24 protein-coding genes and 1 pseudogene are annotated in these 24,294 nt (G+C 65.2%); 23 read left to right on the forward strand and 2 right to left on the reverse strand.

The genetic code is table 11. The annotated features are described in order from the left end of the window. Positions 1–293 precede the first annotated feature (293 nt). The 6 genes and pseudogenes from MUU56_RS17950 (at position 294) to MUU56_RS17975 (ending at position 7,232) form a co-directional block, all read left to right on the forward strand. Positions 294–1,250, forward strand: coding sequence for an ABC transporter permease (locus MUU56_RS17950; protein ID WP_244768652.1), 957 nt, complete (start codon positions 294–296; stop codon positions 1,248–1,250). After that, positions 1,247–2,149, forward strand: a complete 903-nt coding sequence (locus MUU56_RS17955) for an ABC transporter permease (RefSeq protein WP_244768653.1) — start codon at positions 1,247–1,249, stop codon at positions 2,147–2,149. The genes MUU56_RS17950 and MUU56_RS17955 overlap by 4 nt, the downstream gene beginning before the upstream one ends. Then, complete coding sequence (locus tag MUU56_RS17960) at positions 2,149–3,960, forward strand: ABC transporter ATP-binding protein (RefSeq protein ID WP_244768654.1); 1,812 nt, start codon at positions 2,149–2,151, stop codon at positions 3,958–3,960. The genes MUU56_RS17955 and MUU56_RS17960 overlap by 1 nt, the downstream gene beginning before the upstream one ends. 24 nt (positions 3,961–3,984) lie before the next feature. Continuing rightward, positions 3,985–4,842, forward strand: coding sequence for a 2OG-Fe(II) oxygenase (locus MUU56_RS17965; RefSeq protein WP_244768655.1), 858 nt, complete (start codon positions 3,985–3,987; stop codon positions 4,840–4,842). A 27-nt stretch (positions 4,843–4,869) separates the two neighbouring features. Beyond that, positions 4,870–6,429, forward strand: a complete 1,560-nt coding sequence (locus tag MUU56_RS17970; RefSeq protein ID WP_244768656.1) for an ABC transporter substrate-binding protein — start codon at positions 4,870–4,872, stop codon at positions 6,427–6,429. 83 nt (positions 6,430–6,512) lie between these two features. Beyond that, positions 6,513–7,232, forward strand: a pseudogene (locus tag MUU56_RS17975) (MBL fold metallo-hydrolase). A gap of 3 nt (positions 7,233–7,235) precedes the next feature. Here MUU56_RS17975 and MUU56_RS17980 read toward each other — a convergent pair. Further along, positions 7,236–7,904: a GntR family transcriptional regulator gene (locus MUU56_RS17980; RefSeq protein WP_244768657.1), complete on the reverse strand. Its 669-nt coding sequence runs from the start codon at positions 7,902–7,904 to the stop codon at positions 7,236–7,238. A 118-nt stretch (positions 7,905–8,022) separates the two neighbouring features. On the opposite strand from MUU56_RS17980, the gene MUU56_RS17985 reads away from it, so the two are divergent. Genes MUU56_RS17985 through MUU56_RS18005 form a run of 5 tightly spaced genes read left to right on the forward strand, consistent with a single transcriptional unit; the run spans position 8,023 to position 12,529 of the window. Next, positions 8,023–9,072, forward strand: coding sequence for an ABC transporter ATP-binding protein (locus MUU56_RS17985; protein ID WP_244768658.1), 1,050 nt, complete (start codon positions 8,023–8,025; stop codon positions 9,070–9,072). A gap of 50 nt (positions 9,073–9,122) precedes the next feature. Beyond that, the gene (locus tag MUU56_RS17990; protein WP_244768659.1) at positions 9,123–9,512 is read left to right on the forward strand and encodes a cupin domain-containing protein; all 390 of its coding nucleotides are present in this window, start codon (positions 9,123–9,125) and stop codon (positions 9,510–9,512) included. 36 nt (positions 9,513–9,548) lie between these two features. Beyond that, positions 9,549–10,670, forward strand: a complete 1,122-nt coding sequence (locus MUU56_RS17995) for an ABC transporter substrate-binding protein (protein ID WP_244768660.1) — start codon at positions 9,549–9,551, stop codon at positions 10,668–10,670. Next, a complete protein-coding gene (locus MUU56_RS18000) occupies positions 10,663–11,703 on the forward strand; it encodes an ABC transporter permease (RefSeq protein WP_244768661.1) in 1,041 nt (346 codons plus the stop codon). The genes MUU56_RS17995 and MUU56_RS18000 overlap by 8 nt, the downstream gene beginning before the upstream one ends. Beyond that, entirely contained in the window at positions 11,693–12,529 is an 837-nt protein-coding gene (locus tag MUU56_RS18005) for an ABC transporter permease (protein ID WP_244768662.1), read from the forward strand. The genes MUU56_RS18000 and MUU56_RS18005 overlap by 11 nt, the downstream gene beginning before the upstream one ends. Positions 12,530–12,536: 7 nt before the next feature. On the opposite strand, the gene MUU56_RS18010 is transcribed toward MUU56_RS18005, so the two are convergent. After that, positions 12,537–12,803, reverse strand: a complete 267-nt coding sequence (locus MUU56_RS18010) for a hypothetical protein (protein WP_244768663.1) — start codon at positions 12,801–12,803, stop codon at positions 12,537–12,539. A gap of 156 nt (positions 12,804–12,959) precedes the next feature. Between MUU56_RS18010 and MUU56_RS18015 the strand changes: the two genes are divergently transcribed. The 12 genes from MUU56_RS18015 (at position 12,960) to MUU56_RS18070 (ending at position 24,237) form a co-directional block, all read left to right on the forward strand. Beyond that, entirely contained in the window at positions 12,960–13,460 is a 501-nt protein-coding gene (locus MUU56_RS18015) for a gamma-glutamylcyclotransferase family protein (protein WP_244768664.1), read from the forward strand. A gap of 81 nt (positions 13,461–13,541) precedes the next feature. After that, positions 13,542–14,408: an ABC transporter substrate-binding protein gene (locus MUU56_RS18020; RefSeq protein ID WP_244768665.1), complete on the forward strand. Its 867-nt coding sequence runs from the start codon at positions 13,542–13,544 to the stop codon at positions 14,406–14,408. A gap of 15 nt (positions 14,409–14,423) precedes the next feature. Continuing rightward, positions 14,424–15,272 carry an amino acid ABC transporter permease gene (locus tag MUU56_RS18025; protein ID WP_244768666.1) on the forward strand — a complete coding sequence of 283 codons (849 nt, stop codon included), beginning with the start codon at positions 14,424–14,426 and terminating at the stop codon, positions 15,270–15,272. Beyond that, positions 15,269–16,027, forward strand: coding sequence for an amino acid ABC transporter ATP-binding protein (locus MUU56_RS18030; protein ID WP_244768667.1), 759 nt, complete (start codon positions 15,269–15,271; stop codon positions 16,025–16,027). The genes MUU56_RS18025 and MUU56_RS18030 overlap by 4 nt, the downstream gene beginning before the upstream one ends. A gap of 110 nt (positions 16,028–16,137) precedes the next feature. Then, positions 16,138–16,575 carry a VOC family protein gene (locus MUU56_RS18035; RefSeq protein ID WP_244768668.1) on the forward strand — a complete coding sequence of 146 codons (438 nt, stop codon included), beginning with the start codon at positions 16,138–16,140 and terminating at the stop codon, positions 16,573–16,575. Between the two features lie 8 nt (positions 16,576–16,583). After that, positions 16,584–17,486 (forward strand): DMT family transporter, encoded by a 903-nt coding sequence (locus MUU56_RS18040; protein WP_244768669.1) that lies wholly within the window; start codon positions 16,584–16,586, stop codon positions 17,484–17,486. 295 nt (positions 17,487–17,781) lie between these two features. After that, positions 17,782–18,432 carry a GntR family transcriptional regulator gene (locus MUU56_RS18045; RefSeq protein ID WP_244768670.1) on the forward strand — a complete coding sequence of 217 codons (651 nt, stop codon included), beginning with the start codon at positions 17,782–17,784 and terminating at the stop codon, positions 18,430–18,432. 254 nt (positions 18,433–18,686) lie between these two features. Beyond that, positions 18,687–19,709, forward strand: coding sequence for an ABC transporter substrate-binding protein (locus MUU56_RS18050; RefSeq protein WP_398431951.1), 1,023 nt, complete (start codon positions 18,687–18,689; stop codon positions 19,707–19,709). Continuing rightward, positions 19,706–20,746 carry a FecCD family ABC transporter permease gene (locus MUU56_RS18055; protein WP_398431953.1) on the forward strand — a complete coding sequence of 347 codons (1,041 nt, stop codon included), beginning with the start codon at positions 19,706–19,708 and terminating at the stop codon, positions 20,744–20,746. Before MUU56_RS18050 ends, MUU56_RS18055 begins: the two co-directional genes overlap by 4 nt. Beyond that, positions 20,743–21,504 carry an ABC transporter ATP-binding protein gene (locus tag MUU56_RS18060; RefSeq protein ID WP_244768671.1) on the forward strand — a complete coding sequence of 254 codons (762 nt, stop codon included), beginning with the start codon at positions 20,743–20,745 and terminating at the stop codon, positions 21,502–21,504. Before MUU56_RS18055 ends, MUU56_RS18060 begins: the two co-directional genes overlap by 4 nt. A 230-nt stretch (positions 21,505–21,734) precedes the next feature. Then, on the forward strand, positions 21,735–22,760 hold the full coding sequence (locus MUU56_RS18065; protein WP_244768672.1) for a LacI family DNA-binding transcriptional regulator: 1,026 nt from the start codon (positions 21,735–21,737) through the stop codon (positions 22,758–22,760). A gap of 142 nt (positions 22,761–22,902) precedes the next feature. Continuing rightward, positions 22,903–24,237, forward strand: coding sequence for an extracellular solute-binding protein (locus tag MUU56_RS18070; RefSeq protein ID WP_244768673.1), 1,335 nt, complete (start codon positions 22,903–22,905; stop codon positions 24,235–24,237). Positions 24,238–24,294: the final 57 nt, after the last annotated feature.

The following is a 24,294-nucleotide window of genomic DNA, read 5'->3' on the forward strand; positions in this document are numbered from 1 at the left end:
GCAAGCCATTCGACTATCTCTTGACCCCATGAAACTTTAATATATGGTTTCGTATACGAAGTGGCGAATAAGCAGGGGAACGCGCGCCATGGATGACGATAGGCAAATTTCGACACAGTGCAGCCAACCCGCCCGCAGCGCAGCCGACAGGACGCTCGGCGCAGCCTCGATGCTGTTGATCGTCAAGCCGGCTCCGTGCCCTCACGATGGGGCATCGGCAGCTTGCGGCCGGCCATGTGGAGGCTGCACCCGGCGCGGCTTCGTCGGCGACGGCCTGATGGGAGGGTTTTGAGATGCTCAGATTGCTGGCGGGACGTCTCGGCAGCGGCGCGGTGACGCTCGCGCTCGTTTCCCTCATCATCTACATCGCCACGATCGCGCTGCCGGGTGATGCCGCCGTAGCCGTGCTCGGCAAGACCGCGACGCCGGAATCGCTCGCCGCCTTCCGCGCCGAGCATCATCTCGATCAGCCGGCAGCGCTGCGCTATCTCGCCTGGATCGGCGATCTGGCGACGGGCGATTTCGGCACGTCAGTCGTCAGCGGCGAGCCGGCGGGCGACCTTTTGGTCAGCCGGGGTCTCAGGACGCTGACTCTGATGGCCTTCGCCGTCGTTATCGGCTTTCCGCTCGGAACGGCGATCGGCGTCTTCGCGGCCGTGCGGCGCAACAGCACGGTCGATCACGCGGTCTCGCTCATCATGCTGGTGATCACCGGCATACCGGAATTCGCGCTCGCCGTGCTGACCGTGCTGCTGCTCAGCACCACGGTCTTCCAGCTCTTCCCGGCCGTGTCGATCTACAATGCGGACCAGCCGATCTTCGCGCAGTTCGACGTGCTCGTGCTGCCGATCCTGACGCTCCTGCTGACGATCCTGCCCTATATCGCGCTCACCATCCGCGCCTCGATGATCGAAATCCTTGACAGCGATTTCGTGGCCATGGCGCGGCTGAAGGGCGTGCCGGAGGGGCGCGTGGTGCTGCGCCATGCGCTCGCCAATGCGGCGGGTCCGCTCATCCAGGTCTTTGCCGTCACGCTGGTCTACATGGCGGGCGGGGCCATCATCGTCGAGACCGTGTTCCAGTTCCCGGGCCTCGGAAGCGCCCTGGTGGAGGCCGTGCGCAACCGCGATCTCGTCGTGGTGCAGGCGACGACGCTGGTCCTCGCAATCGTCTATATCGGCGTGAACATCCTGGCCGACCTCGTCGTCGTCGCCCTCACGCCGCGTCTTCGCACAAAGGTGATGGCATGACAGTCCTTCAAGCCCACGAAGACCATCCCGCACCCGTCACCAGGAAGAAGCCGGCCGGCATCCTCCTTTCGACCCTCCGCACGCCGAAAGGCCGCGTCGGCGCCATCCTGCTCGGATTTGTCGTGCTGCTGGCGATCCTCGGCCCTTACCTCACCTCGGTCGATCCGGAGGAGCTGGTCGGCATCCCCTTCGATCCGCCCGGCACGGACGGCCGCCTGTTCGGCACCGATTATCTCGGCCACGATACGCTGAGCCGCTTCCTGCACGGCGGGCGCGTCATCATGGTGCTGGCGGCCGTCTCCGCGCTTCTCGGCGTCGGCCTCGGCACGGCGTTCGGGCTCATCGCGGCCTATGTGAAGGGAACGGTCGGCGCGATCGTCATGCGGGCGCTCGACGTGCTCCTGTGCTTTCCCGCCCTCGTGCTGACGCTGCTCGTCGCCTCGATGATCGGTACATCGCTACCGCTCGTCTGCATCGTCGTAGCGCTGTCGCATGTGCCGCGCACGGCGCGCGTCATCTATGCCTCGGCCTTGCAGCTCTCCGAGCGCGAATTCGTCGTCTATGCGGAGATGATCGGGGCGAGCCGCTTCGCCGTCATGCTGCGCGAACTGCTGCCGAACCTTGCCGGCCTCGTCGCGCTCGAACTCGGGCTCCGGGCAACCTGGTCGATCGGCATCGTCGCCTCGCTCAGCTTCATCGGCCTCGGCGTGCAGCCGCCGGCCGCCGACTGGGGGCTGATGATCAACGAGAACCAGCCGGGCCTCCTCTTCCAGCCCTGGCCGGTCCTCCTGCCGGTCGCGGCGATCTGCATCGCGACCATCGGCGCGAACCTCTTCACCGACGCCTTCAGCCAGAAGACGGCCGGTGTGAGCCGTACCATCACCTCCGGGAGCGAATGATGAACGTCGCGCCGAAACACCTCCGCATGCCGGCGGGCGAGACGCAGGCCGCCCTTCAGGTCGAGGGGCTGCGGGTCGATGTCGCCGGCTCGAAGACCAACATCGTCGCCGGCGTCGCCTTCAGCCTCAAGGCAGGCGAGATCATGGGCCTTGTCGGCGAGTCCGGCTCGGGAAAAACCACGGCGGCGCTGGCGCTGCTCGGCTATGCCAAGCTCGGCACCGCCATCACCGCCGGCTCGGTCCGCGTCCGCGGCGTCGATATCCTGACGCTGCCCTGGAAGGAGATCCGCCGCCAGCGCGGCCGCCTGATCTCCTACGTGCCGCAGGACCCCGGCGCCTCGCTGAACCCCGCCATGCGGATCGGCGCGCAGATGCTGGAAGCCCTGAACAAGGACGGCCGTGAGGCCGGGGCTTCCGAGCGGGTGGCAGAGGCGCTGGCGGATGTCGCCCTGCCGGCGACGCCGGACTTCCTCAGCCGTTTCCCGCACCAGCTTTCCGGCGGCCAGCAGCAGCGCATCGGCCTTGCCATGGCCTTCATCGGCCGGCCGGCCGTCGTCGTCCTCGACGAGCCGACGACCGGCCTCGACGTCACGACGCAGGCCCATGTGCTGGCGACCGTCCGGGACTTGTGCGCACGCTACGGCACGGCGGCAGTCTATGTCAGCCATGACCTTGCCGTCGTCAACGATCTCGCCGACAGCGTGTCGGTCATGTATCTCGGCCGCATCGTCGAATCCGGCCCGACCGGCATCACGCTGCGCTCGCCGGAGCATCCCTATACGCGGCTCCTCATCTCGGCGATCCCCGATCCGACGGTGCGCCGCAAGCTGCGCGGCATTGCCGGCCACGCGCCCTCCGTCATGAACCGCGACGGCGGCTGCGTCTTTGCCTCGCGCTGTCCGGACGTGCTCGACGACTGTCGCCGCGCGGAGCCGCCGCTGCTGCGGCTCCATGCCGAGGAGCACAAGGTCGCCTGCCTGCGACGGCAGGGGGCGGAAGCCACCGTGCCGTTCCGCGTGCCGGACATCGAGCCCGCGCCGGAGAAGATGGAAAAGCCCGTGCTGTTGCGTGTCTCGGGCCTCGATGCGGGTTATGGCAGCGTCCGCATCCTGAAGGGCGTCGACCTTGCCATACGCGAGGGCAGCTGCACGGCCATCGTCGGCGAATCCGGCAGCGGCAAGACGACGCTCGCCAAGTGCCTCGGCGGCCTTCACGCCGATGCCACGGGCAGCGTCCAGCTGCGCGGGGAGCCGCTGCCCTTCGGCGCCCGCCGGCGCAGCCCCGGGCAGCGGCGCGCGGTGCAATACATCTTCCAGAACCCCTACAGTTCGCTGAATCCGCGCCGCACGGTGCACGAGCTGGTCGCGCAATCCATCGCCGCCTTCACGGAAAAGGGCAGGGCGCCGCGCCATTCGGTGGCCGACCTCCTGTCGATGGTGGCGCTCAATCCGCGCCTCCACGACCGCTATCCGCAGCAGCTTTCCGGCGGCGAGCGCCAGCGCGTGGCGATCGCCCGCGCCATCGCGGCGGATCCCGAAATCCTGATCTGCGACGAGATTACCAGCGCGCTCGACGTCTCCGTCCAGGCATCGATCGTGCAGCTCCTGAAGACGCTGCACCGGCAATCCGGCACGACGATCATCTTCATCACCCACAACCTCGCGGTGGTGCGTGCCATCGCCGACCGGGTCGCGGTCGTCAAATCCGGCGCGCTCGTCGAGGAGGGGGAGAGCGACGCCGTGCTCGATGCCCCGCAGGACCCCTACACCCGCAACCTACTCCAGAGCACGCCACGGCTCTGGTGGAGCTGACCATCCAAAACGAGGAGACAGACGATGAATGCAACCAAGGCCCCCGATGTCCGCCACCTGGTCGATCTCGACCGCTACCCGATCGACGATCTCGAAAGCCCGAAGCGGCGCGAGATCATCGAGAACGCCAAGGCTTCGCTGCGCGAAAACGGCCTTGCATCCTTCCCCGGCTTCCTGACCGAGAAGGGGCTGGCAACCTGCGTCGCCGAGGTGGAGAGCCTGAAGAGCAAGGCTTACGCCCGCAATCTCCAGCGCTTCATCTATCCGCAGGAAACGCTCGATCCGTCGCTGCCGGCCGATCATCCGTTTCGCAAGCCACAGCCGCTGGTGCAGCGCATGCTGTCGGCCGACGTGTTCGACGGCGAGAGCGAATTGCGCAAGATCTACGAATGGGGCGGCCTGCCACCGTTCCTGGCGGAAATCCTCGGCCAGAGCGTCTACCAGATCGCCGACCCGTTCCTGTCGCTCGCCGTGATCATGATGAACAACGGCCAGACCCACGACTGGCACTTCGACGGTAACGACTGGGTGGTGACGCTCCTGTTGCAGCGCCCGGAAAAGGGCGGCGAGTTCGAGTTCATTCCGCATACGCGCGACAAGAACAATCCGGGCCTCGACCGCGTCGAAGCCGTGCTGCGCGGCACGTCGGATGAGGTCATCTCCGTGTCGCAGGAGGCCGGCACGCTGGTGCTGTTCTATGGCGACCAGTCCGTCCACCGCGTCGCCCCCTCCTATGGCGAGCGGGACCGCATGGTCGCGGCCTTCTCCTACGACAACGCGCCGGGCTTCGTCTTCAACGAGAAGGTCCATATGAACGCCTCGGGCCGCACGACGCCGCTCTACGTCTCGCCGCGCCTCAGCGCGACCGCCGCCACGAACTGATCACTCCAAGGCCAGAAGGAGCCGGTGATGAAACCTACTTTGCTCATGCCCGCAATGGTGACACGACGCAGCGTTCTCCTCGGTGCGGGCGCTGCCGCCGCGGCGATCGCCGGCCCCTCCTGGCTGACCGGTGCCCGGGCCAGCGACAATGCCGCCCCGAAACGGGGCGGCACCTTCCGCGTCGGCGCGGAGGATGCGAGCGCCAAGGACAATCTGGACCCGGCGCTCGCCTTCTCCGGCTTCGCCGCCATGATGTGCCGGGCGATGTACGATTCCCTCGTCAAGGAGGACGCGACGGGAAAACCCTACGATTCGCTCGCCGAGATCTTCGAGCCGGATGCGACCGCGCAGGTCTGGACCATCCGCATCCGCGACGGCGTGACCTTCCATGACGGCAGGGCGCTGACCATCGACGACGTCGTCTTCTCCATCACCCGCGCCATGGCGACGACCGGCTCGCTCGCCGCGCGCAGCCTGGAGGCGCTGGACCCCAAGGGCATCGAGAAGGACGGCAAGCTGACGGCGCGCCTGCGCCTGAAATATCCCTATTCCTTCTTCAAGCAGGCGTTCTTCCACCCCTGCCTGTCGATCATCCCGACCGATTTCGACGCGAAGAAGCCGGTCGGCTCGGGGCCGTTCAAGTTCGTCAGCTTCGAGGACCAGACATTCGTCGCCGAGCGCAACCCGAACTACTGGCTGGACGGAAAACCCTATCTCGACCGGATCGAGGTGATCGGTTTCGCCGATCCGACGACGGCGCGGCTCAACGCGCTGATGAGCGGCCAGATCGACGCCATGCCGAACGTCGCCTTCACGCAGGCGCGCACCATCGAGGCGCGGCCGGATCTGAAGCTGCTGTCGGCCGCCGGCGCCTCCTTCGAGCCCTTCACCATGCGCGTCGACCAGCCGCCCTTCAACGATCCGCGCGTGCTGGAAGCCTTCAAGCTGATGGTCGACCGCGAGCAGTTGGTGCGCAACGTCTATGCCGGCCGCGGCCGCATCGGCAACGATCTCGGCTGGGCGCAGGACCCCTATTACAATGCCGACATCCCCCAGCGCGCCTATGATCCGGACAAGGCGAAATTCCTGCTGAAGGAGGCCGGCCAGGAGAACCTGGTGATCGAGCTTCATCCGAGCCCGGAAGCGCCGTGGAATTCGGCCGCCGCGCAGGTCCTCGCCCAGCAGGCCAAGAAGGTCGGGGTCAATATCAAGCTGGTGGCCTCGGCCGACCTTTCCAGCTTCTACGACCAGAAATACCTCAAGGTCGAGTTCAGCCAGGACATGTTCGGCCCCAACCCGCTGTCGGTGACGGCCGGCTATTCGCTGCTGCCGGATTCGCCCTACAACGAATCCCACTGGAAGGACGAGAAGGCGGCCGAGCTGTTCAAGCTGGCCTCTTCCACCGGCGATGCCGACAAGGCGCGCCAGTATCTCAACGATTTCCAGCAGCTCGTGCACGACAAGGCCGGCTGGATCGTCTGGGGCTTCCGCGACAGCCTGCAGGCCGTCAGCGGCAAGTTCGGCGGGCTGGAGCCGTCGCTGCGCGGCGTCAACATGCATGATCTGTCCGGCGTCTGGGTGCTTTAGGCATCCGGCCGATTTCCTCCCCGCTCAGCGCACCGCCCAAATTTGTGGGCGGTGCGCAATCCGTTCCGCCATGGAGGCCGGCAATGCAAAACCCTTCGATCCCTGCCGGCGACTGGTACGAGGTCGTGCCCTTCGCCGACGGCGTGTTCCTCATCCACGAACCCTGGATCCATCCCTTCTTCCGCTGCAACATGTAGTTCGTGCGCGGGAAGCAGCGGGACCTGCTGGTCGATGCCGGCCTCGGTCATTTCAGCCTGCGGGCGCATGTGCCGATGCTCGGCGAGCGGCCGGTCGTCTGCGTGTCGAGCCATGCCCATTTCGACCATATCGGCAGCACGCACGAATTCGACCTGCATCTCGCCCATCCGGCCGAAGCGGAGATTTTCGCCGACCCGCGCCCGGAATGGACGCTCGCCGCCGGCTATGCCAACGAGGAGATGTTCATCGCCCCGCCGGAAGGCTGGGACAGTGCCGCCTACCGCGTCGAACCCTGTCCGGCGACCGGTTTCCTGGAGGACGGCGACGTCGTGGACCTCGGCGACCGGCGCTTCGAGGTCATCCACACGCCCGGCCATTCCCCCGGCGGCATCGCGCTCTTCGAGCGGGCGACCGGCACGCTGATCGCCGGCGACATCGTCTATGACGGCGATCTCATCGACGACACGTTCCATTCGGACAGGGATGCCTATCGCGCCTCGCTCGACCGTCTCGCGACGCTCCCCGTGCGCATCGTCCACGGCGGTCATTTCCAGAGTTTCGGACCGACCCGGCTGAGGCAGCTGGTTGCGGCCTACAAGGGCTGAGCGTCACATTACCTCGCGCAGATCGGCCGAGGACTGGCGCAGATGCGCGACGATGCCGGCCCGGGCGGCCTGCGGATCGCCGGCCATGATGGCGTCGGCGACCTGCTTGTGGAAGTCGCCCTCGGAGGTTTTGGCGCGCAGGCGGTCGCGGCAATAGTACCAGAGCCGGACGCTGAGATTGAGATACTGGTTCAGCGAGGCTTCCAGGAAGGGGTTGTGCGCGGCGCGGTAGAGCAGGCGATGGAACTCCGTGTCGAGCGCGTTGATGCGGAGTTGATGCGCCTCGCCGAGCAGGGCCTCGACGCAGGCCGTGATCGCCCGCCGCTCCTCCACGCTGGCGCGCGCGGCGGCAAGCTCCGCCGCCAGCCCCTCCATCTCCACGCGCGCTTCGGTCAGCCAGCGCTCGTCGGCAAGGTTGATCTCGCTGACGAAGGTGCCGCGGCGCGGATAGACGACGATGAGATGTTCGAGCGCCAGGCGCTTGATCGCATCGCGCACCGGCGTCAGCCCGACGCCGAGAGCGCTTGCCAGTTCCGCCTCGTTGAGCGGTGCGCCGGGGGGAAGCGCAAGCGAGATGATCCGGTCGCGGATGCTCTCATAGGCAAGGCCGACGGCGGAGCCCGCGCCCTCGCGCCGGCCCTTGCCCTGCACTTCCAAAATTTCAGATCGCATCCGTCGCTGTCCCGGTCGGTTTTCCCGGAAAATAGCGTTGACAAGCGCCGAGGAAAAGATAGGCTGACTGAAATTTCAGTTTAGAAATGAAAAAAACTTTAGACGTGAGGGTGAGCCGATGTCCCCATCGCAGACGGGCGTGGAATTGCGTTCCTTGGTATGCCGCTACGGCGCGGTGGAGGCCGTTCGCTCCATGAACCTTGCGATCGCGCCGGGGGAATTCTTCACGCTTCTCGGCCCGAGTGGCTGCGGCAAGTCGACGACGCTGCAGGCGATCGGCGGCTTCGCGCCGCCCTCCGGCGGGCGCATTCTCGTCGGCGGCGAAGACATCACCCACCTGCCGCCGGCCCGCCGGCCGACCAACTACGTCTTCCAGAACTACGCGCTCTTTCCGCATATGAGCGTGGCGGAGAATGTCGAATACGGCCTGAAGCGCCGCAAGGTGCCGGCGGCGGAGCGGCGCGCGCGCGTTTCGGCCGAATTGCGGCGCGTCGGCATGCAGGATTTCGCCGCCCGCCGGCCCGCCCAGCTTTCCGGCGGCCAGCAGCAGCGCGTGGCGCTCGCCCGCGCGTTGGTCAACCGGCCCGCCGTGCTGCTGCTCGACGAGCCGCTGTCGGCGCTCGATTTCCTGATGCGCAAGCAGCTGCGCGAGGAGCTGAAGGCGATCCAGCGCGATGTCGGCACCACCACGGTCTTCGTCACGCACGACCAGTCGGAAGCGCTCAGCATGTCGGATCGCATCGCGGTGATGAATGCCGGGCGGATCGAGCAGATCGGCACGCCGGACGAGATCTACGAGCGGCCGCAGACCCGTTTCGTCGCGGAATTCATCGGCAGCGCCAACCTGCTGCCGGGCCGGATCGCGGACGGCGGCTCCATCGTCCTCGATGCCGGGACGACGGTGCGCCTTGCCGATGCGCCGGCGCCGGAGGGGTCGCGCTGCCTCCTGATGGTGCGGCCGGAGCACATGCGGCTGGCGGAGGCCGGCGGCCTCGCCGCGACATTCGCCAAATGCACCTATGTCGGCGACCACCACGAGATCTCGGCCACGCTCGCCGATGGCGGCACGGTCACGCTCCGGCAGCAGGCGCGGCCGGCGCTCGATCCGGGCGCGCCCTGCCGCATCGCCTTCGACGAGACGAAGGCCCACGTCATCCCTGCATCCTAGCAGGCAACCCGAGCCGCCCCCGCGGCCCAAGCATCGTGAAAGAGGAAACCATGCCCAAGGACAACAGCACCGAATCCGCCGCAAAGAGCGGCGTCCAGGTCATCAAGTTCGGCGATCCGGCCAATGAATGGCACGACTACGGCGACATGCCGGGCGACCGCACGCCGGGCAATCCGATCGGCCAGCACGCCTCCGTCTGGAAGTCGGCCGATGGCCGCGTGACGGTCGGCCTGTGGCGGCGCGACGCCGATTTCGGCGACCTGCTCGGCACCGGCCAGTGCTTCGATTTCGTCATCGAGGGCGATGTCACCGTGACCGACCAGCATGGCGTCAGCCACGTCGCCAATTCCGGCGACCTCCTGATCTACAACGAAAAGGACGAGGGCAGCTGGGAGCAGCCCGGCCCGATCCGCAAGATCTTCATCCACGTGCGCGACTGATCGATCATCAACCATCAAGCAAAAAGGGGAACGTCCATGCATAGTTATCGCTTCACGGCCAATCGCCGGCAGGCCCTCAAGCTGCTCCTCGCCGGAGCGGGCGTCATGGGCGGCCGCTTCGCCATCCCGTTCTCCGCGGCCCATGCCGCGGAGAGCACCATCGTCTGGGCCGCCAATTCCGGCGAGTGCGACCCGGCCGATATCGCCCGCTTCAAGGAGGAGACGGGCATCACGGTGGATTACCGCGAGGTCATCTCGGACGCCGACCAGTTCTTCGCCAGTGTCCGCCCGCAATTTACCGCCGGCCTGCCCATCGGCTATGACGTGATCTGCATCTCCAGTCAGTACACCTCCTTTTATGCGGAGAACGGCTGGCTCGAACCGCTCGATCCCGCCGCGCTGCCGAATGTGCAGAAGAACCTGCTGCCCTCGCTGAAATCGGTCAAACATGCCGATATCGCCATCCCCTTCGACTTCGCGCCGGTGGGCCTTGCCTTCAACCGCGCGCATTTCAAGGACGGGCTGGAATCCTGGGGGCAGCTGCTCGACCCGGCGGTGAAGGGCAAGGTCGGGCTCTATGCGACGCCCATCGTCAACGTCGCCGCCTGGGGGCTCTATCTCAAGGCGCAAGGCAAGATCGACAACGTACCCGCCGAAATGACCCTCGACGAGGCGATGGAAGTGCTGGCCTTCCTGAAACCGTATATCGAAAGCGGGCAGTTGCTGCCGGCGCAGGGTGAGAATGCCGGCCAGAAACTGTCGAACGGCGACCTCATCGCCGCCATGGCCCCGCCCGTCAACATCTCGCAGCTCGATCCGCAGAAGGTCGGCTTCGCCGTGCCGAAGGAGGGCGCGCCCGCCTATGTCGACCGCCTCGGCATTCCGAAGGGGGCGGCCGATCCGAAGGCCGCGCTCGCCTTCATCGACTGGTGGTTCCGGCCGGAGAATGCCGCGAGCTTCTGCCGCTACACGCTGCAATATCCCTATGCGGTCGGCGTCAAGGAGGCGCTGGAGAAGATCGCCCCGGCGCTCGCCGCCAATCCGCTGATCTTCCCGCCCGCCGACGTGCTCGACCGGCTCTACCCCTATCCGGCGCCCTGGGACCAGCGCGAACGCGCCCAGATCGCCCGGACCTGGACGCAGATGATCAGTGGCTGAGATGGTCTCGCTCACAAAGACAGCTGGCGCGCGCTCCTCCGGGGCGCGGGCCGGCTGGCCGGAAATGCTGCCGACGCTGGCCTGGCTCGTCGCCCTCCTCGTCCTGCCGCTCGTCTATATCCTGCGCATGTCGTTCAGCGCCGATCCCTTCGCGCTGACGGCGACCGGCTGGTCGCTTGCCAATTACGCGGATTCGATCCCCTTCTACTGGAACAACCTGCTCAATTCGGTGCTGATCGGCCTGTCGGCGACCATCCTCGCCTTCGCCATCGCAATGCCGGTCGCCTACGGCATCTCCTTCTACGGCGGCCGCTGGAAGGCCGTGCTGCTCTTCGCCTTCTTCGCGCCGTTCCTGACCAGTTATCTCATCCGCATCGTCGCCTGGCAGACGCTGCTCGGCGCCAACGGTCCGCTCTTCGCCCCGCTCCATGCGGCGACGGGGCTTGAGGTGCGGGTGCTCGGAACGCCCTTCGCGGTGGTGGCGGGCCTTACCTACCAGCTGGTACCCTTCGTGCTCCTGCCGCTCTACACCGCCTTCAACCGCATCGACCGCACGCTCTGCGCCGCGGCGGACGATCTCTATTCCGGCCGCTGCGGCGCGCGCGGGGCGATGATCGGCGGGGCCGCCGGCCTTGCCATCGGGCTGCTGCTCGCCGCGGTGTTCTTCGGCGCGGGCGGCCTTGCCGCGCCGGGGCCGATGCTCTTCGTGCTGGCGGCGGCGCTTGCCGGCGCGATGGTCGGCGGCACGATGACGGAGCGGTTCGCGCTGATCGTCTTCCCGCTTTCGCGCAACGGCTTCATCGCCGCCGCCGTGCTCTCCTTCATCCCGGCGCTCGGCGATTACGTCAACGCCGCGCTGCTCGGCGATATCCGTACGCAGATGCTCGGCAACGTCATCCAGGCGAAGTTCCTGGTGGAGCTGGACTATGCCGGGGCGGCCGCGCTATCGGCGTCGCTGCTGGTCGCCGCCATGCTGCTGCTCACCCTTCTCCTGCGTCTCATCCGCGGCACGGAGCTTCTCGATGTCGTCTAGCACCCGCACAAAACGGGAAGGCTTGGCGGTCCGCGCCATGATCGGGCTGGCGCTCGTCTTCATGTTCGCGCCCGTCCTCACCATGATCGTCTTCTCCTTCAACGATCCCGGCGGCCGCTTCAACTACGAACTCGGCACCTTCTCGCTGGATGCCTGGCGCGCGCCCTTCGCCGTGCCGCAGCTTGGCGTGGCGATCCGCAACAGCCTCATCGTCGCGGCGGCTTCGGCGCTGCTGGCGGCCCTGCTCGGCACGCCGGTCGGCTTTGCACTAGGGCGGCGCAAGTTCATCGGTCGTGGTGCGGTCTCGGGCCTCACCTTCATTCCGCTGGCGACGCCGGAAGTGGTGCTCGGCGCGGGCATGCTGATCCTCTTCGTGGCGACGGCGACGATCCCTGTGTTGAAGACGCTGACGGGCGGCCTGTTCTATCCGCTCGGCTTTCCCAGCGTCATCGCCGCCCATACGACGCTCGGCCTCAGCTTCGTCATCATCAACGTGCGCGCCCGCGTCATCGGCGCCGGCGTGACGCTGGAACAGGCCGCGCGCGATCTCGGCGCGTCCGGCTTCACCGCGTTCCGCACGATCTGGCTGCCGATCATCCTGCCGGGCATCCTCTCCGGCGCGCTGCTCACATTCGCCATCTCGCTCGACGATTTCGTGCTGACCAACTTCACCGCCGGCGGAACGACCATGTTCCCGACCTGGCTCTACGGCCTGATGCGCCGCGAGCTGCCGCCGCAGATCGCCGTGGTCGGCACGCTGATCTTCCTCGTCTCGCTCGGCCTCGTGGCGCTTTCGGCAAAACTCTCGGGACGGCAGCCGGCCTGACGTCCCCTCATTCTTCCCGGTCGAGCCGGCGGCTGACGCGCCAGCGATCCTCGCCCCGGTTCTCCAGCAGCCAGGATTTTTCCACGATCGCCGTTCCCTTGCCGGTTCTGTAGGCGTCGATCGTCAGCGTGATCCGGTCGTCGTCGAGGCGCTCGACGCGCCCGCCGGCCACCGCGCCGTCGCTGAATTCCACATGCACCGGCCCTTCCTGCGGGGGCTCGTCCGCCACGGCCGGGCATCCCGGATAGGCATGGCTGTCCATCATCCTGATCATTGTCCTTCTCCTTTCCGAAAGGTCGCAGCCGGGGAACGCTTGACCGTACATATTTCTTCATATACGAAATCATATATGGAGTTGTGACGAACGGCAATCTCCATTGCAACGCAACAACGAGGGATGCGGTTGCCGCCGCCCCTGGAAGAGGTTTTCATGTATTACTTCGCCTATTGCACATGGCTGCATGACATCGAGATCGCCCGCTTCATGCCGGAGGCAAAGCCGGTGACCAAGGCCTATGCCGCCAACCACGCGCTGCGCTTCCATGCGGCGGGCGACCGTACGGATCGCGGCTGGTGCCATTTCCTCGGCACGGCGGATGTCTGGGGCGAACGCGCCGAAGGCGTTGTCTTCGAGCATGACGACACGCATTTTTCCGAGGATTACGACGATTTCGAGCGCTGCTGCGTGACGGTTCACGGCGAGGACGGCAAGCAGTACGATTGCTGGACCTATCGCCTGATCCGCCCCGGCATCGCCATGCGTCCGCCGAACTTCTACTGGGAGCATATCCCGACCGGCCTGAAGCAGTGGAACTTCTCGCCGGAATATATCGCCAAGGTGCAGGCGGTCTTCGACAAGGCCGCCGAGTGCCCGCGCGCCGACCGCCCGAACCCGTCGGCCATCCCGGGCAAGGGCGCCGACACGCGCTGACCCGACCGGCGGTGCCGGCCCGCCGGCGCCGCCGTCTCCATGCCGACTGCATGCAAGATCAATAACGACAGGGGTAATGCAATGAAACATGGGATCATCCGAACCTTCATGCTGGCTGCCGCGGCGACCGCCGTCTTCGCCGGCGCCGTCCAGGCCGGGGAGGGCGCCAAGCTCGTGCCCGAGCCCGTCCGCCAGGCGGGCAAGATCACGGTGGGCTCGCAGCAGACCTTTCCGCCCATCGAATTCCGCGAGCCGGGCTTAAGCGTGGTGACCGGCGCCAGCGCCGATCTCCTCGCCGAGATCGCCAAGCGGCTGGAACTGAAGCTCGAATATGTCCAGGCCGAATATGCCGCGCTCATTCCCGGCATCGAGGCGAAACGCTTCGACGTCGCCTCCGGCGGCATCAGCGACACGGAGGAGCGCGAGCAGAAGCTCGATTTCGTCAACTACATGCTCTCCGGCGGCTCGGCCATGGTGCGCGCCGAGGATGCGGACAAGTACAAGACCATTGCGGATTTCTGCGGCAAGTCGGTCGCGACCCTGCTCGGCAGCCGCGTCATCATGGCCAAGGTGGAGGAGGCGTCCGCCGCCTGCACGGGCAAGGGCGAGGCGGAAATCCGCGCCGAGCAGCTTCCCTCCGCACCGGATGCCCGCATGCAGCTCGACCTCAAGCGCGTCGACGCCTATCTCGGCGACTTCCCGGCGCTCGTCTACATGGGCACGCAGTTCCCCGGCAAATATTCCATCGTCGGCGGCAACTACATGCTGACGCCCTACATCACCTCCTGGGGCTTTTCCAAGGACAACACCGCGCTTCGCGATGCGGTGAAGGTGACGCTGCAGGAAATGCTGGATGACGGCGCCTACAAGACGATCATGGACAAGTGGGGCGTCGGCGGCGCCGTGCTGCCCGAGATTACCGTCAACCTGCCGGCCAGCAAGCGCTGACGGGGAGGAAGGGCCATGGCCATGACGGACCGTCTTTCCGCCCCGGAACTTCCGATCGTGCATCGACGCCGCTGGGGAGCCTGGCTCCTCGGCGCCGTCGCCCTCGTCGTGGTGGTGACGATCGTCCACGCGGCCATTCGCGCGCGGATCGTCAATCTCGGCGTCTTCGCCGATTACATCTTCGATCCGCTTATCGTCATGGGGGCGGTCAACGCCCTCATGCTCGGCACGCTGGCGCTGTTCATCGCCACGATCATCGGCTTCATCGCCGCCCTGATGCGGGTCAGCGGCAACCCCATCCTGGTCGCCATCTCCGCAACCTATGTCTATCTCTTCCGCGGCACGCCGATGCTGATCCAGCTCATCTTCTGGTTCAACGCGGTGCCGATCATGTTCCCGTCGATCACCATCAGCCTGCCCTTCATGGCCGAGCCGCTGGTCTCCACGCCCACCACCTCGCTCGTCACGCCGTTCCTTGCCGCGCTCGCCGGCCTCAGCCTTGCGGAAGGGGCCTATATGAGCGAGATCATCCGCGCCGGCATCCTCGCGGTCGACAAGGGCCAGCGGGCGGCGGCGACGGCGCTCGGCATGACCCAGCGCCAGGTGCTGGCGCAGGTCGTCATCCCGCAGGCCGGCCGCATCATCATCCCGGCGGCGGGCAACCAGTACATCATGCTGCTGAAATCCTCCTCGCTGGCTTCGGCCATCGGCTATCTCGAACTCCTGCGCGTTGCGACCGACATCTATTCCTCGAACTTCCAGGTCGTCGAACTGCTGGCCGTCGCCGCCTTCTGGTATCTCGTCATGACCGCCTTCGCGACAGCGATCCAGACCGTCCTCGAAAAGGTTTTCCCGCAAAGATGAGCACCGCACCCGAACAGACCCCCGCCGTCTCCGTGGTCGGCGTCTCCAAGAAATGGGCCGCCGTCTCGGCCTTCACCGATGTCAGTTTCGACGTGCCGCAGGGCGAGGTCGTGGCGCTGCTCGGGCCCTCGGGCGCCGGCAAGTCCACGCTCCTGCGCTGCGTCAATCATCTCGAGACCATCTCGGCCGGCCGCATCTATGTGCACGGCGACCTGATCGGCTACCGGCTGGGCGACCAGGCGCTCTACGAACTGTCCGACGCGGAGATCAGCCGCCAGCGGCAGAAGATCGGCATGGTCTTTCAGCACTTCAACCTGTTCAAGCACATGACGGCTTTGCAGAACGTGATGAGCGGCCCGGTGCATGTCTTGCAAAGGCCGAAGGCGCAAGCCACGGCGCTGGCGATGGACCTGCTCGACAAGGTAGGCCTCAAGGCCAAGGCAGACGCCTATCCGTCGGAACTCTCCGGTGGCCAGCAGCAGCGCGTCGCCATCGCCCGGGCTCTCGCCATGCAGCCGCGCGTCCTCCTGCTCGACGAGCCGACCTCGGCGCTCGATCCGGAACTGGCGCAGGAGGTGGTCGAGACGATCCGCAAGCTCGCCGAGGAAGGCCAGACCATGCTGATCGCCACCCACGACATGGGCATCGCCCGCGATGTCGCCGACCGGGTGATCTTCATGGAGGGAGGCCGGATCGCCGAGGATGCGCGCTCGAAGGACTTCTTCACCGCGCCGAAGAGCGACCGCGCCCGGTAGTTTCTCGCCCGGCTGCTACCGGCCCACTAGCTTACCAGATTCTCTTTGTGAGCCCGGCGGTTCGCTCACAGGCGGACCATCGAAGCCTTGCGCATTCCGAAGGAGGAAACATGCCCCCGCTCTTCAACAACCTGCATCACGTCTGCATCGTGGTCCGCGATCTCGAAAAGACCGTCGCCTATTATGAGAGCCTCGGGGTCGGCCCCTGGTTCGACTACCCCAAGAAGGGCACCTATCTCGAATTCGACGTGCCCAACAAGGCAGCCTCGGACGCCATGCGCTACAAGTGCTGCGATCTCGACAACGTGCAGATCCAGCTCTGCGATCCGGGCGAACTGGATTCGCCTCAGAAGCGATTCCTCGACGAACGGGGCGAGGGTGTCTATCACCTCGGCTTCGAGGTGGCCGATCGCGATGCGGCCGAAGCCCATGGCCGCGCGCTCGGCCTCGGGGTCGTGGCCCGCGGCAGGCGCATGGACGGTTCGGGCTTCTGCTACTTCGACACGCGGGACAAGGCTGGCATCGTGCTCGAAGTCCGCAAGTCCTGAGCCTCGGGATGATGCGCATCTTTTCCGGCGGGGAGGCCGGGCCGGATCTCGGCGCGGCCGTGCGGGGGCGTGAAAGCGTCCTGCTGTGCCTTGCCGCCATGGTGTTGTTCGCCGCGTCGGACATCGTCGCCAAACATCTGTCGGTGACGTTCCACCCCCTGCAGATCGCCTGGTTTCGCTACCTCGTGGCTTCGATCCTGCTGGCGGCCGTCTGTCTGCGCTTCGGCAGGCCGGCTCCCAGCGCGGCTTCGGCGACGCAGATCATCCGCGGCGTCGGCATGGCCGGAGCGACGATCCTGCTGGTGGCCGCCCTCAGCCTCCAGCCGGTGGCGGAGGCGACCGCACTCGTCTTCATCTCCCCTTGCCTCGTCACGCTGCTGTGCGTGCTGGTCCTCAAGGAACGCGTGCCCGCGTGGCGTTGGGTGGGCGTCTTCGGTGGCCTGCTTGGGGTATTGGTCATCCTGCGTCCGGGATTTGCCGGCTACAATCCCGCCGCTCTCTTTTCGATCGCGTCGGCCGCGTGCTGGGCGACGGCGCTCGTGATGACGCGGCGGGCGGTGGTGGCCGACAGCCTGGCGACGACGCTCGCCTATTCCTCCCTGACGGGCTTCGTGCTCTTGACCGCGGCGCTGCCTCTCGTCTTCCGGGGGTTGAGCATCGCCGATCTGGCGCTGTCTTTGGCGACGGCCGTGTTATGGCTGGCAGCGCATGTCGCCATCGCCTTCGCCTATCGCCGGCCCGAGGCGCAGGTTTCCCGCCTCGCGCCGATTTCCTATACGCATCTGCTCTGGGCCACAGGCTTCGGCTACCTCGTGTTCGGCACGATACCGGACGCGATGACGGTCGCCGGCGCGGCGCTGATCATCGCAAGCGGGCTGGTTGCCCGCAAGGGAGGGAAGCAACCGGCGTGAAATCGAGCGGAAAGCGAGTTTCGCCATGACGGACGTGCTTTGATCGGGGCGGGCGATATGGGGTTCGCCACCGTTTCTCGGCCATCGACATGCACGAGGCTTTGCGCATGAGGGCGCACGGCGTCGAGGCGGCGCGGCGACGCTCGCAGGAGTTGGGCGCATAGGCAGGGAACGGCTTGAGCCCTTCTTGTGTTGCCGCAGCCCTTGAATGCCGGAAGCCATTGCTCCATACACGAAGAGATATATCCATCTCCACCGGAGCGGGCAGAGAGCCACCGGGAAAGGAACAGTATTCATGGCATCAAGAAAGGCCTCCGCCGGCGAATTCATCGCATCGGATGTACGCAATCGCCTGCGCAGCATGATTCTCGGCGCGGAATTGAAGCCCGGGCAAAGGCTCGTCGAAGACGATCTCTGTGAGCGGCTGAGCGTCGGGCGGACGCCCGTGCGCGAAGCACTGCTGCTGCTTCAGGGGGAAGGCTTTCTCAGCCGTGAACGGGGCTGGGTCGTCGAAACGATCGATCGCAGCCAGGTGCGTGCCATTTTCGAAAGCCGCGCCGCAATCGAATCGGCCACGGCAAGGCTGGCTGCGCGTCACGCCGAGCAAAACGAGCTGGATACGCTTGCCCAGCTGATCGAGGCGATGGAGCCTGGTGAAACATTGACGCGCAGCGAATTGAACAGCCTCAATACGCGGTTTCACAAGCAGATTGTCTCCGCATCGAAGAACCCCTTTCTTGCTCAGTTCCATGAGCGGACACAGTTTCACTACTGGATGCTGCGGGTGCCGATCCTGTTTTCCGAATCCGAGGTTCGGGAGACAAATCTCCAGCATCGACGCATTCTCGAAGCGCTCGTCGATCGAAACGAAGACGAAGCTGAACGTGCCGCGCGGCATCACGTCGAGGCGACGATGGCGATCGTCGAACCGGCGATCGATCTTTGACAAGGAGGATTGGCCGGCTGCAGTGACGATCGCTCGGATGATGAACAGCGAGTTGGCGGTCCGCGCCGAATGGGTGAAGGGACGGATCAGCGCGCCGGCCTTCAGAAAGTGCGACGCGGTAATGTTGCCGCGCCCCGAAGACGGCCGGAAGTTCCGTATGTCGGCACACAGAAACATGAGTATAAAAGTCTTGTTTTAATGAGGGGCAGGGCATATACGCTCATTTTGATCCACTCCCCATCAGGACATCGACGGTGAAAGCACTCAACAGATTTCTGGCCGTGTTCGGCCTTTCTTCCACGCTCGCCTTTGCGGTGCAGCCGGGATTCGCATCCACCACCTATCCGCTGACCATCGAAAACTGCGGTGCGACGGTGACCTTTGCCAAGGCGCCCGAGCGGGCGATCGGTCTTGGCCAGAACAGCGCGGAAATCCTGCTGCTGCTCGGCCTTGAAGACAAGATGGTCGGCACGGCGTTCTGGCCGAGCAAGGTGCTGCCGCAGCTCGCCGAGGCCAACGCCAAGGTCAAGTTGTTGACGGTCGAGTTCCCGACATTCGAGGCGATCCTGGCCGAGAACCCGGATTTCGTCGCTGCCGCGTTGCCGACCCTGATCGGCCCGAGCAGCAAGGTCGCCAAGCGCGAGGATTTCGAGAAGGTCGGCGTGCCGTCCTACGTTTCGCCCAGCACCTGCCTCAGCACCGAAAAGGTCAAGAACGAGTATGGCAGCCGCGACCAGCTGTGGAACATGGACCTGCTCTACAGGGAGATCGACGAGCTTTCGCAGATCTTCGATGTTGCCGATCGTGGCCAGGCGCTGATCGCCGACTTCAAGAAGCGCGAGGCTGCACTCCGCTCCGGCGTGTCGAAGGACGGCAAGCCGCTCTCCTACGTCTTCTGGTTCTCCAGCCAGTCGCCTTCCGCCGATGCCTATCTTGGCGGCAAGAACAGCGCATCGGGTTACATCGCCGACCTGCTCGGCGGCAGGAACGCCATCACGGCGGAGGCCGAATGGCCGACGCTCGGCTGGGAAAGCATCATTGCCGCCAACCCGGACGTCATCGTCGTCGCCAGTCTCGACCGCAATCGCTGGGAACTCGACAAGCCCGAGGCCAAGATCGCGTTCCTGAACAGCGATCCGGCCGTCAGCCAGATGCCGGCGGTCCAGAACAAGGCGATCGTCGTGATGGACGGCCAGGCCATGAACCCGACCATCCGCACGGTTTACGGCGCCGAGCAGGTGGCCGGGCAGCTCAAGGCGCTCGGTCTGTTGAAGTGATCGCTTCGCACCATCCTCGGCGGCAGCATGTCGTCTTCGGCGTGCTGCTGCTGGCCTCGCTGGCGGCTATCGCGCTGGTCGTCGGGGTGAGCGTAGGAATCGGCGATCTGCCGATTCCGCTTTCCACGACCTTCTCTGCCGTAACCAACCGGCTGGGATGGACGGCGGTGGAACTCAATCGCATCCACGAGACGGTGATCTGGGATTATCGCCTCAGCCGGGCACTGGTCGCGGCCTTCTGTGGGGCGGGGCTTGCCCTCTCGGGCGCGATCATGCAGTCGCTGCTGCGCAATCCGCTTGCCGAGCCCTATGTGCTCGGCATCTCGGCCGGCGCATCCACGGGGGCGGTTGCTGTCGTCATCCTCGGCATCGGCGCGGGGGCCGTGTCCCTGTCGGCCGGTGCCTTTGCCGGTGCTTTTGCGGCCTTCTTCTTCGTGGCGCTGCTTTCGAACGGCACGCGGGGCGGGGCGGATCGAACCATCCTTGCGGGGGTCGCCGCATCGCAGATGTTCAATGCCGCGACAGCCTATATCGTCACGACGTCGGGCAACGCACAGCAGGCGCGCGACGTGATGTTCTGGCTTCTCGGAAGCTTCGGCGGTGTTCGCTGGCCGGAATTCGCGCTGGTGTCCGTCATCATCAGCCTCGGGCTGATCGCCTGTCTGTTTTACGCCCGCGTGCTGGACGCCTTCGCCTTCGGGGACGAGGCGGCCTCTGCGCTCGGGGCCAATGTCGGCCAGGCAAGGATCGTGCTTTTCGCCTTGACCGCCATGATGACGGCGACGATCGTCAGCATGGTCGGCTCGATCGGCTTTGTCGGGCTTGTCGTTCCGCATGCGGCACGGTTCGTCGTCGGCCCGGTGCATATCCGCCTGCTTCCGGCCTGCGCCGTGGCCGGGGCGATCTTCATGGTGCTCGCCGATGTCGCCTCCCGCACCCTGGTCCCGCAGCAGGTCCTGCCGATCGGCGTCGTGACGGCGCTTGTGGGCGTCCCCTTCTTTTCCGTCATTCTGTACCGGTTCCAGCGCGCATCATGAGCATTGAGGTCCACGACATCGTTTGGAAGATCGGCAAGAAGACGATCATCGACGGCATTTCCTTCGAGGCGCCTAAGGGCAAGATGCTGGGCCTGCTCGGCCCGAACGGCTCCGGCAAGACCTCGCTTCTGCGCCTGATTGCCGGGCTGAAGCGGCCGCATTCCGGAAAGGTGACACTGGATGCGCAGGATATCGGGACCATCGGCCGCCGGTCCGTCGCCCGGCGCATGGCGTTTGTCGAACAGCATGCCACGACAAACGCCAATCTCCGGGTCGTCGATGTCGTCAAGCTGGGCCGGTTTCCGCACCGGTCGATATTCTCCGGCTGGACGCCGGCCGATGAGGAGGCCGTGGAAGATGCGCTCGACCGCGCCGGCATTCTCGAAAAGCGCAACGACCGCTGGCAGAGTCTGTCGGGCGGGGAAAAGCAGCGCGCCCATATTGCCCGGGCGCTGGCCCAGTCGCCATCGGAACTGATCCTCGACGAGCCGACGAACCACCTCGACATACAGCACCAGATCGGCTTGATGCGGCTGGTCTCCGGCCTGCCGATCACCAGTATCATCGCCCTGCACGATTTGAATCACGCAGCGATGTTCTGCGATCGCCTGATCGTCCTCCAGAAAGGCAGGATCGTCGCTTGCGGGGCGCCGCACGAGGTCTTGACCGAACATCTCCTGAAGGAGGTGTTCTCGGTGGAGGCCCGGGTCGAAAGCTCGGCCTATCATGCGCGCCCGCATATTCAGTATCTGCGGTAGGCGTCTGCCCTCTCGACGCGGACCGAAGTTCAACGGTAGGCGGCGCGCCCAAGTGGCCCCATGATAAACATTAACCATTGTAAAAATTGAGAAAAACAAAATCGCACAGGTGAGCGCGCGATTTCTTGTTTGGTCGAGGCGATTTTCCGCTTGTCTCCGCGCCGGAATCCTGTAAAACGATTTACGTAAATCGTTTTACGTAAATTGCTCTGCTGGAGGAGGCAGGCGAGATGCCCGTTTCAATCAAGGACGTCGCCAAGAGAGCCGGTGTCTCTCCTGGAACCGTCTCCAACGTTTTTAGCGGAAATCGCGCGGTCAAGGCTGAGCTGATCGAGCGCGTTCGCAGCGCTGCCGCCGAGCTCGGATATGAAACCGATCGGGCCGCTTCCCAGCTGCGGGCTGGAAAGGCCCGCGTGGTGGCTGCTCTCGTTCCCGACCTCAACAACCCCTTCTTCACGAGCCTTATCGCATCGATCGAGGCGCAGGTCCGTGACGAGGGTTTCGACATTATCGTTGCCAGTTCGCATGGGGATGCCGACGAGGAAGCAAGGCGCCTTTCTGCTTTGCTGGCCTGGCGACCGGCTGGGATCGTGATCATCCCCTGCAGCGACGAGTTTGCCAGCCGCAATATCCTTGCCGATACTCAGGTTCCGTTCGTGGTCGCCGACCGCGTCCCTTCATTGTTCCAGGGGGATGCGGTGACGATGGACAACATCGATGCCGGCACCAAGGCAGCGGAACATCTCGTCGCCCTTGGACATCGCCGTTTCGTTGTGGCTGCTTCCACATTGAAGCTTCAGAACATCCGGGAGCGATGCGCCGGCATCGAGGCGGTTCTGGCGAAGGAAGGCCTTGCCCCGCCTACCCTGATCGAGGTCGGTCTCGATTTCGACACGGCGACGGAGCGTCTCGGCGTCTTCATGGAAGGGGAGCAGCAGGCCAGCGCCTTCATCGCGCTCACCAATTTCGCGACGCTCGGCATTCTCGCTTGTGCGCACCAGACCGGTCTCTCGGTTCCGCGCGACATCTCGGTGGTCGGCTTCGACGATTATTCCTGGATGCATGCGGTATCGCCGCCGATGACGGCCATCCGCCAGCCGGTGAAGCAGATGGGACAGGCAATCTGGACCCGCCTGCGCGGCCATCTCGATGGGCGTTCAGAACCTGCCTCGCGCGAAAAGCTGACATGTGAGCTGGTGGTGAGGGCTTCGACAGCGGCGCCTTCCTCGCTCGGAGATACGCTCCGTATCGCGTGAGATAGACGCGAACAGATAAGCGGCTGCGAACAGCGACAAATCGATGCGGTGAGGCCTCTTCACCGCACGGGAAAACCTTTGCCGGCGTTCAGGCGCCGTCGGCAGGGGATGTGAAGACGCGCCTAAAATGGAGGAGAATGGCATGCAAACCGCAAAAATGATCAGCTCGATTTCCGTCATGGCGCTGCTCGCGGCATCGACCGCCATGGCACAGGAGATCGATTGGAAGAGCCAGCTCGGCGACCACAGCGGCAAGACGCTGCGCGTCATGACCATCACGGATCCGTTCATCGACTCGATGAAGGCCGTCAAGGACGGTTTCACGAATCTTACCGGTGCCAATGTCGAGATCGACGGCTACGGCTACGACGCGCTGCACGAAAAGGAGCTTCTCGCGTGCTCCCAGAACGACGGCAGCTATGACGTCCTGCTGATCGACGGCATCTGGATCGGCGAATTCGCAGAGGCGGGTTGCCTCGACAGCGCCGAGGACAAGATCTCCGAAAATCCCGATACCTTCGCATGGGATGATTTCACGCCGTCGGCCGCCGGGCAGGCGAGCTGGGAAGGCCAGCGCATGTGCCTGCCGGTCGGCATCTATTACGAGCTGATGTACTACCGCACGGACCTTTTCGAGAAGGCGGGCATCAAGGTGCCGGAAACCTTCGAGGAGCTGAAGAAGGCGGCCGCCACCTTCACCAACAATCCGGAGTTCCCCGGCGTCTATGGCTACGCCATGAACAACAAGCGCGGAGCGGCGGCAGGCCAGCAATGGTTTGAGTGGATTTACAGCGCCGGCGGCAAGCCGTGGGCGTCGAATGATATCGGCTCCGCCGAGCCGTACAAAGACCAGACGCCGACGCTGAACTCGCAGGAATCGGTCGACCTCGTGCAGTTCTTCCGCGACATGGTCGCCTATGGCCCGCCGGGCGTCGAATCCTTCGCCTGGGACGAGCGCGCCAATGCGTTCGCAGCCGGCAAGCTCGCGATGATCAACGACTGGTCGGTGCGTGCCCAGATCGCCAACGATCCCAAGCAGAGCCAGATCGCCGGCAAGTTCAAGGCGGCGCTGATGCCGCACAAGGACGGCGGCAGGACCGTCTCGCCGGTCGGCGGCTGGATCGCCTGCGTCAACACGCACGGCGCTCAGAAGGATGCAGCCTGGGATTATCTGAAGTGGTTCGCCAGCAAGCCGGTCCACCGTGACTTCGTTCTCGCGGGCGGCCCGCCGAGCCGGCTTTCCGCCATGCAGGACAAGGACGTCCAGGCGAAGTTCCCGTGGACCGAAGTGCTCTTCGAAGCCCAGAAGGACGCCTGGGTCGAGGTACGCCCGCGTCATCCGCTGGCCTTCCAGCTCATCGATACCGTCGGCGCGCAGGTCAACAAGGCCATCATCGGCGAGAAGAGCGCCAAGGAAGCCATGGACGGCGCCCAGGAAGACGTGACGAAACTGCTGAAGCAGAACGGTCTGCTCTAACGCTCTCTGTCGGGGGAGGTATTTGGCTCCCTCGACTTCCCGTTTCACGGAGGATCT

The sequence above is a fragment of the Shinella yambaruensis genome (genome assembly GCF_022899355.1).
GTDB classification, from domain to species: domain Bacteria; phylum Pseudomonadota; class Alphaproteobacteria; order Rhizobiales; family Rhizobiaceae; genus Shinella; species Shinella yambaruensis.